We start from the raw sequence: 7,391 nt of genomic DNA, 5'->3' as shown, positions 1-7,391 counted from the left end.
GGTCGTTAAAGACGATGACGTTGATAGGATGCAGGTGTAAAGGTGGTAACATCAAAGCCGAGCATTACTAATTGCCCGTTCACTTTCTTTCGGACGGTGCGGATCGCGATATATACGTTTAGCTTTTTTAATTGACAATTGACAAATGACAAATGACAATTGACAATTAGATTAACAGATACTTGAATTTTACTTTTTATCATGTCATAACTTATCATGACAGCTGCGATAATTGTCATTTGTCAATTGTCCATTGTCAATTGAAGAAATTCAGGTGGTTATAGCACGAGGGTTCCACCTCTTCCCATTCCGAACAGAGAAGTTAAGCCTCGTCACGCCGATGGTACTGCGTAACAGTGGGAGAGTAGGTAGCCGCCATTTTTAGAAAGTCCCCGCCAGTCATCTTTGATTGGCGGGGATTTCTTGTTTATACACTTTCTTGTCAGATTTTTGGGTTCTCCTGCTTATTTTCTATGATTCAGCCAAATTTATATTCTTTTTCTTTTGTTATTTCGGAATGAATATATATTTTTGTAGTGTACTATTAAACTAATACACTAGACGTCGTGTATTAACTATAAGAACTTAAAAATTAATATTATGATTAAAGCTGAAAATTTGTCTTTTATCTATCCCAAATCAAAGCGCATGGTATTACACGACTTTTCTTTCTCTTTAGAGGCTGGTCGGGTTTATGGACTGTTAGGACGCAATGGGGCGGGGAAATCTACTCTCCTTTATTTGATAGCCGGGTTATTGACTCCGAAAAAAGGGAAAATAGTGTTCCATGATATAAATGTCCGTTCTCGTCTGCCAATGACGTTGCAGGATATGTTCTTGGTTCCGGAGGAATTTGAATTGCCTTCTATTCCATTGAAAAAGTATATTGAATTGAATGCTCCTTTTTATCCGAACTTTAGCAAAGAGGATATGCACAAGTATCTTCATTGTTTTGAAATGGATATGGATGTGAATTTAGGAGCACTCTCTATGGGACAAAAAAAGAAAGTGTTTATGAGTTTTGCTTTGGCTACCAATACTTCTCTTCTGCTGATGGACGAACCGACCAATGGACTGGATATTCCGGGAAAGAGCCAGTTCCGTAAATTTATGGCATCGGGGATGACAGAGAATAAAACTATTGTAATTTCAACTCATCAGATACGTGATATAGACAAAATGCTGGATTCAGTCATGATCATGGATGAAAGCCGGGTGTTGCTGAACGAATCAATAGTGCGTATTTGCGAGAAATTGTGCTTCAAGGAAAGTGATGACCGTAGCCTGATGGATAAAGCGCTTTTTGCTGTCCCTTCTCTGCAGGGGAATAGTTTGCTTTTACTGAATGAGTATGGCGAAGATTCGGATATCAACCTGGAACTGCTATTTAATGCAACACTGGCACAACCACAAAAGATCACTAAATTGTTTCACGCTCAATATGAATAGATTATGATAAAGGATACATTTTTTAGTTTTTCCCGTTTCGGAAAATTACTCCATAAAGAGGTTTCGGAAAATTGGAAGTTGTATATGCTTCGTACATTAATGATATATGGAGTTTTGACAATCGCATTGATATGGGCCGGCTATTTCGAATACAAAAGCTATAATCCGCTTTTTTCGTTTGACGACGCGAATGTACATGTAACTACTCTGATCACCTGGATGTGGGTTTGGTGGGGATTTACATGTCTTGGTGCTTCGTTTGCATTTGAATCAATGAAGTCTAAAACAAGACGTATTACAAATTTAATGGTGCCTGCTACTACTTTTGAAAAGTACTTTCTTCATTGGCTGATCTATGTACTTATTCTTCCATTGCTTATCTATTTCTTTATAATATTGGCGGACTATACCCGTGTATTTGTTTGTGCAATGATATATTCGGAAGTCCCTTCTATAGAAGCGACGCAATTTAAGTATTTCGTTGATCAGGGAGATGGTAAATATTCGTTATGTCACAACTGGTCGGAGGGAACTTTATTGATTTTGCTTAATCTGTATATTCAATCTTTATTTTTGTTGGGCAGTATTTTCTGGTCTAGGAATGCTTTTATTAAAACACTTATAATCCTGGTTGTCATTGGCTTTGTGTATTATTGGAGTGGAGTAGTTGCTGTTCATCTATTTAAAGATTGTGATATTATAAATTTGAATTCATTTATCTTTAAGTGGGGACATATACTATTCCCTGTATTAACTATTATAAATTGGGTCTTGACTTATTTCCGCTTAAAAGAGTCAGAAGTAATTCATCGGATGTAAAAAAGGAGGGTATGTATGAATTTTAAAGAAAGCAGAGCAATATATTTACAGATAGCCGATCGCATTTGTGATGACATCTTGTTGGGACAATATGAAGAAGAGGGGCGTATTTCTTCAGTCAGGGAATATGCATCTATTGTAGAAGTGAATGCAAATACAGTGATGCGCTCGTACGAGTATCTTCAGTCTCAGGAAGTGATTTACAATAAACGAGGCATTGGCTTTTTTGTAGCTTCCGGAGCAAAGGCACTGATTCATTCGTTGCGAAAAGAACAGTTCCTGAAAGAAGAGGTTGATGGCTTTTTCCGACAACTTTATACACTCGGCATCTCTATCAAAGAAATAGAGAAGATGTATTATGAATTTATACAAAGACAAAATCAATAAAAATAAATAAGATATGAAACGCACAACATATATAATCATAGGACTTTTTGTACTGGGTTTATTACTGATACCTATCCTTCTGAGGACACCTGCGGCCGAGAAAACAGCTCATCGTTTATCAATGGAAGGGGAACGTACTGAAATAGAAATGGCAGGGATTCGTCATGTGAAGATAGTTGAAAAGCTAGGGGAAATTGATAAAGATGATATAGGAGTATTGGGTAAGTTGGATGTACAGGCTTCATCCTTTTCGGATAAGAGTATATTGGTGTATCCGAAGAGCAAATATCTGAATGTGAGCCAAGAAGGGGATTGCCTGTTGGTTGAAATAAATCTGGACGATAAAGGTCTTTCTCAAATAACTGGAGAGATAGAAAAAGGAGCTAGATTAGTTTTAGGTGGTTTGAATATGGAATTAAAAACGGATTCGACATTACTTTCTATTGAAAATCGTGTGAGTAGGGTGAATATTAATGTAAAGAAGATGAATTTGGACTCTTTATATCTCTTTAATGACGAATGGCAGGACATCTCACTAGAATCTTGTAGTTTTCGTTCGTTGGATATAAGAGGGAAGAAACTGAGCTTGAAGGCTAATCAAGTGAAGGCAATAAATTATTATGAAGAATTAGGGACTATCAGGAGTAGTGAGATTTCCGGATTCAGTGTTGATAATTTGTATCTGTCAGGAAAAGATTCGCATAGATATCGGACAGGTATCAACTGCAAGCGTATCTTTTGGAATCCCTTAGCTAAAGATGCGGAACTTGAGCTTACTTTGAGACAGAAGGGTGAGATTATATTGAATCGTTGAATATAAACGGAAAGGAAATGAAAACTATAAAGTATTTTGCTGTTTTAAGTCTGTTGGTTGGTTTGTCCGGCTGTAACTAACCGGACTTAGACGGATTCCGGGAAGTAGAGATAAGTAATAATATGCTGGATACTATACCGGAAAACAGATTGAATAATTATAAAGAAACGATCGAAAAAACTTATTTATTGGGTTGTCTGGTATTGGGTACAGCCGGTAGTTCGTCGGAAAGTAGTCCGGCTCAACTGAAGGAATGGAAAGAGTCTTTGAATATGCCCGACACGATAAAACCGATCTATAGGGAGGGGCTGTGGGACTTTGTCTTTTATCCACAAATTACGTATGAAGTTGAATCCAGATACCTGGGTATCTATCAACGGAGAAAAACTGTAATTAAAGGTATCGGGCTTGGTATGATTACAGGAAAAGAAGAAGAATATATCAAATCAAGGCAGAAATAATTCATTGTTGGTGCTTTATTCGTTATAATATTTTAAGACAGGTGTCATTTAGTAATATTACCGTGAGAAAAGCGGAATAAAATTGGTGTAAAAGTGTGATTTTATAAGAAGAGAGTCGATTTCTTTGCATCTTTCTCTTTTTTATCAAATTGATTTTTGTAAATTTGGCGAGAATCTATTGAAGGAACATAATTAATACAGTAATAATACTAAATACTCCTGTTAATATGGAAAACAAAATTCAAGAGTTGACCGATAAGATTTATCGTGAAGGCGTGGAAAAAGGAAACGAAGAAGCGCAGAGACTTATCGCGAATGCTCAGGATGAAGCAAAGAAGATCATTGAGGATGCTCGTAAAGAAGCGGAATCAATTGTCGCTGCCTCTCGTAAATCTGCTGATGAACTGGCAGATAATACAAAATCAGAGTTAAAACTATTTTCCGGTCAGGCTGTCAACGCACTCAAATCTGAGATTGCCACGATGGTCACTGACAAGTTGATAACCGCTTCTGTGAAGGATTTCGCTCAGGATAAGGATTATCTGAATGCGTTTATCGTTGCGCTGGCATCCAAATGGAGTGTAGATGAACCTATCGTCATCTCTACGGCCGACGCTGAATCACTGAAAAAGTATTTTGCAGCCCATGCGAAAGCTTTGTTGGATAAAGGTGTGAAGATCGAACAAGTGAACGGTATCAAGACTTTATTTACGGTTTCTCCGGCGGACGGTTCGTATAAGGTGAACTTCGGAGAAGAAGAATTCATGAATTACTTCAAAGCGTTCTTGCGTCCTCAGTTAGTAGAAATGCTATTTTAAAAGGAGCGACTATGGGTAGTAAATACTATTACTTGGTAGCCGGTTTGCCGGAACTCACTTTGGAGGACAGTAAACTGAGCTATACAGTAGCCGATTTTAAAACAGAGATCTATAGCGGATTGTCTGCTTCAGACCAAAAGTTGATCGACTTGTTCTATCTGAAGTTTGATAATGCCAACGTGCTGAAACTCCTCAAAGACAAAGAGGCGGAAATAGACAAACGTGGAAACTACTCTGCCGCGGAACTCACCGAATATATTTCTATTCTGAGAGAAGGCGGGGAAATCAGCCCTAAAGAATTTCCTTCTTATCTGTCTGTTTTTATTTCCGATTATCTGAATACACCTGCCGAAAGCATGGTGTTGCAGGAAGATCATTTGGCTGCTTTATATTATGAGTACGCCATGAAATGTGGAAATAAGTTCGTCTCTTCCTGGTTTGAATTCAATCTGAACATTAATAATATTCTTGTTGCATTTACCGCTCGTAAATTCAAATGGGATATTGCTGCCCATATCGTAGGAAACACGGAAGTATGCGAAGCCTTGCGTACATCCAGCGCCCGCGATTTCGGATTGTCCGGTGAGGTGGATGTTTTTGAATCGTTGGTGAAGATCAGTGAGATCACGGAACTGGTGGAACGTGAGAAGAAATTGGATGCTCTGCGGTGGAACTGGATGGAAGATGCTATTTTCTTCGACTATTTCACCGTTGAACGTATTTTCGCTTTCTTGCTGAAACTGGAAATGATTGAGCGTTGGATTTCATTGGATAAGGAAAGAGGAAATCAATTGTTCCGAAGCATCATTGAATCGCTGAAGAATGAAGTACAGATTCCCGCAGAATTCAGATAATAAATTTAAAAAAATATATGGCAACAAAAGGAACTGTTAGTGGCGTTATTGCCAACATGGTGACCCTCGTCGTTGACGGACCGGTAGCTCAGAATGAGATTTGTTATATCTCTACCGGTGGCGATAAGTTGATGGCGGAGGTGATTAAGGTGGTAGGTGCAAACGTATATGTCCAGGTGTTCGAAAGCACCCGTGGACTGAAGGTAGGTGCCGAAGCCGAATTTACAGGACACATGCTTGAAGTGACCTTAGGTCCGGGTATGTTATCGAAGAACTACGATGGTCTGCAAAACGACCTTGACAAGATGGACGGTGTTTTCCTGAAAAGAGGACAATATACATATCCATTGGATAAAGAACGTATATGGCATTTTGTTCCGATGGTGAAAGCCGGCGATAAAGTCGTAGCTTCCGCATGGCTGGGACAGGTGGACGAAAACTTCCAGCCGCTGAAAATTATGGCTCCGTTTACTATGAACGGAACGGCTACCGTAAAGACCATTATGCCCGAAGGAGATTATAAAATAGAAGATACCATTGCGATCCTGACAGATGAGGAAGGAAATGACATTCCGGTAACGATGATTCAGAAATGGCCGGTAAAACGGGCTATGACGAATTACAAAGGAAAGCCGCGTCCTTTCAAATTGCTGGAAACCGGTGTACGTGTAATCGATACGCTGAACCCGATTGTGGAAGGCGGTACAGGATTTATCCCCGGCCCGTTCGGTACAGGTAAGACAGTGCTTCAGCACGCTATCTCCAAACAGGCGGAAGCGGATATCGTAATTATTGCGGCTTGTGGTGAACGTGCCAACGAGGTAGTGGAAATCTTTACAGAATTCCCGGAATTGGTGGACCCGCATACAGGACGCAAATTGATGGAGCGTACCATTATTATTGCAAATACTTCCAACATGCCGGTAGCCGCCCGTGAAGCATCTGTATATACAGCAATGTCTTTGGCTGAGTATTACCGTTCGATGGGACTGAAGGTATTGCTGATGGCTGACTCTACTTCCCGTTGGGCGCAGGCGTTGCGCGAAATGTCCAACCGTATGGAAGAATTGCCCGGACCGGATGCGTTCCCGATGGATATTTCTGCTATTATTTCTAACTTCTACGGTCGTGCAGGTTATGTGAAACTGGGTAACGACGAAACCGGTTCAATTACTTTCATTGGTACGGTGTCACCTGCCGGTGGTAACTTGAAAGAGCCTGTAACGGAAAATACAAAGAAGGTAGCCCGCTGTTTCTACGCATTGGAACAGGATCGTGCCGATAAGAAACGCTATCCGGCCGTGAACCCGATTGACTCTTATTCCAAATATATCGAATATCCGGAATTTGAAGAATATATCAAGGAACATATCAATGACGAATGGATCGGCAAGGTGAATGAACTTAAAACCCGCTTGCAGCGTGGTAAGGAAATTGCCGAGCAGATTAACATTCTGGGTGATGACGGTGTACCTGTGGAATACCACGTGATTTTCTGGAAATCCGAATTGATCGACTTCGTAATCCTGCAACAGGATGCCTTTGATGAGGTTGACTCGGTGACTCCGATGGAACGTCAGGAAGCAATTCTGAATATGATAATCGACATCTGCCATACAGAATTTGAATTTGACAATTTCAATGAAGTAATGGATTACTTCAAAAGGATGATCAATGTATGCAAGCAGATGAACTACTCGAAGTTCAAATCTGAGCAGTACGAAGGATTCCAGCAGCAATTAAAAGAATTGATTGCCGAAAGAAGCGTTAAATAGTAAATTGTAAATAG

General features: G+C 39.7%; 8 protein-coding genes and 2 rRNA genes. All 10 read left to right on the top strand.

Annotation, left to right across the window (positions count from 1 at the left end; all coding sequences use genetic code 11):
* Window positions 1-92 (top strand): 23S ribosomal RNA (locus NBH01_RS09470); the annotation flags it as partial.
* Window positions 93-270: 178 nt separating this feature from the next.
* A 5S ribosomal RNA gene (rrf, locus tag NBH01_RS09465) occupies window positions 271-381 on the top strand.
* 219 nt (window positions 382-600) lie between these two features.
* Window positions 601-1,449, top strand: a complete 849-nt coding sequence (locus tag NBH01_RS09460) for an ABC transporter ATP-binding protein (protein WP_008764965.1) — start codon at window positions 601-603, stop codon at window positions 1,447-1,449.
* 3 nt (window positions 1,450-1,452) lie between these two features.
* Window positions 1,453-2,268, top strand: a complete 816-nt coding sequence (locus NBH01_RS09455) for a hypothetical protein (protein WP_008764966.1) — start codon at window positions 1,453-1,455, stop codon at window positions 2,266-2,268.
* Window positions 2,269-2,283: 15 nt separating this feature from the next.
* Complete coding sequence (locus NBH01_RS09450; RefSeq protein WP_008764967.1) at window positions 2,284-2,655, top strand: GntR family transcriptional regulator; 372 nt, start codon at window positions 2,284-2,286, stop codon at window positions 2,653-2,655.
* A gap of 13 nt (window positions 2,656-2,668) precedes the next feature.
* On the top strand, window positions 2,669-3,469 hold the full coding sequence (locus NBH01_RS09445; protein ID WP_008764968.1) for a hypothetical protein: 801 nt from the start codon (window positions 2,669-2,671) through the stop codon (window positions 3,467-3,469).
* 122 nt (window positions 3,470-3,591) lie between these two features.
* Window positions 3,592-3,930, top strand: a complete 339-nt coding sequence (locus tag NBH01_RS09440) for a hypothetical protein (RefSeq protein ID WP_234141104.1) — start codon at window positions 3,592-3,594, stop codon at window positions 3,928-3,930.
* A gap of 227 nt (window positions 3,931-4,157) precedes the next feature.
* Window positions 4,158-4,748: a hypothetical protein gene (locus NBH01_RS09435; protein ID WP_008762988.1), complete on the top strand. Its 591-nt coding sequence runs from the start codon at window positions 4,158-4,160 to the stop codon at window positions 4,746-4,748.
* Window positions 4,749-4,759: 11 nt separating this feature from the next.
* The gene (locus tag NBH01_RS09430; RefSeq protein ID WP_008764970.1) at window positions 4,760-5,602 is read left to right on the top strand and encodes a DUF2764 domain-containing protein; all 843 of its coding nucleotides are present in this window, start codon (window positions 4,760-4,762) and stop codon (window positions 5,600-5,602) included.
* Window positions 5,603-5,619: 17 nt separating this feature from the next.
* A complete protein-coding gene (locus tag NBH01_RS09425; RefSeq protein WP_250700078.1) occupies window positions 5,620-7,377 on the top strand; it encodes a V-type ATP synthase subunit A in 1,758 nt (585 codons plus the stop codon).
* Window positions 7,378-7,391: the final 14 nt, after the last annotated feature.

The organism is Bacteroides sp. B1-V-101, from assembly GCF_023656585.1.
Taxonomy (GTDB): domain Bacteria; phylum Bacteroidota; class Bacteroidia; order Bacteroidales; family Bacteroidaceae; genus Bacteroides; species Bacteroides thetaiotaomicron.
Note: the sequence above shows the minus strand (reverse complement) of the source record. Positions and strands in the feature narration are given on the sequence as shown.

What these genes read in the sequence shown, in the direction of transcription:
- NBH01_RS09435 (WP_008762988.1), top strand. Translation starts at nt 4,158, where the DNA reads ATGGAAAACAAAATTCAAGAGTTGACCGATAAGATTTATCGTGAAGGC.
- NBH01_RS09445 (WP_008764968.1), top strand. Translation starts at nt 2,669, where the DNA reads ATGAAACGCACAACATATATAATCATAGGACTTTTTGTACTGGGTTTA.
- NBH01_RS09440 (WP_234141104.1), top strand. Translation starts at nt 3,592, where the DNA reads ATGCTGGATACTATACCGGAAAACAGATTGAATAATTATAAAGAAACG.
- NBH01_RS09460 (WP_008764965.1), top strand. Translation starts at nt 601, where the DNA reads ATGATTAAAGCTGAAAATTTGTCTTTTATCTATCCCAAATCAAAGCGC.
- NBH01_RS09430 (WP_008764970.1), top strand. Translation starts at nt 4,760, where the DNA reads ATGGGTAGTAAATACTATTACTTGGTAGCCGGTTTGCCGGAACTCACT.
- NBH01_RS09425 (WP_250700078.1), top strand. Translation starts at nt 5,620, where the DNA reads ATGGCAACAAAAGGAACTGTTAGTGGCGTTATTGCCAACATGGTGACC.
- NBH01_RS09455 (WP_008764966.1), top strand. Translation starts at nt 1,453, where the DNA reads ATGATAAAGGATACATTTTTTAGTTTTTCCCGTTTCGGAAAATTACTC.
- NBH01_RS09450 (WP_008764967.1), top strand. Translation starts at nt 2,284, where the DNA reads ATGAATTTTAAAGAAAGCAGAGCAATATATTTACAGATAGCCGATCGC.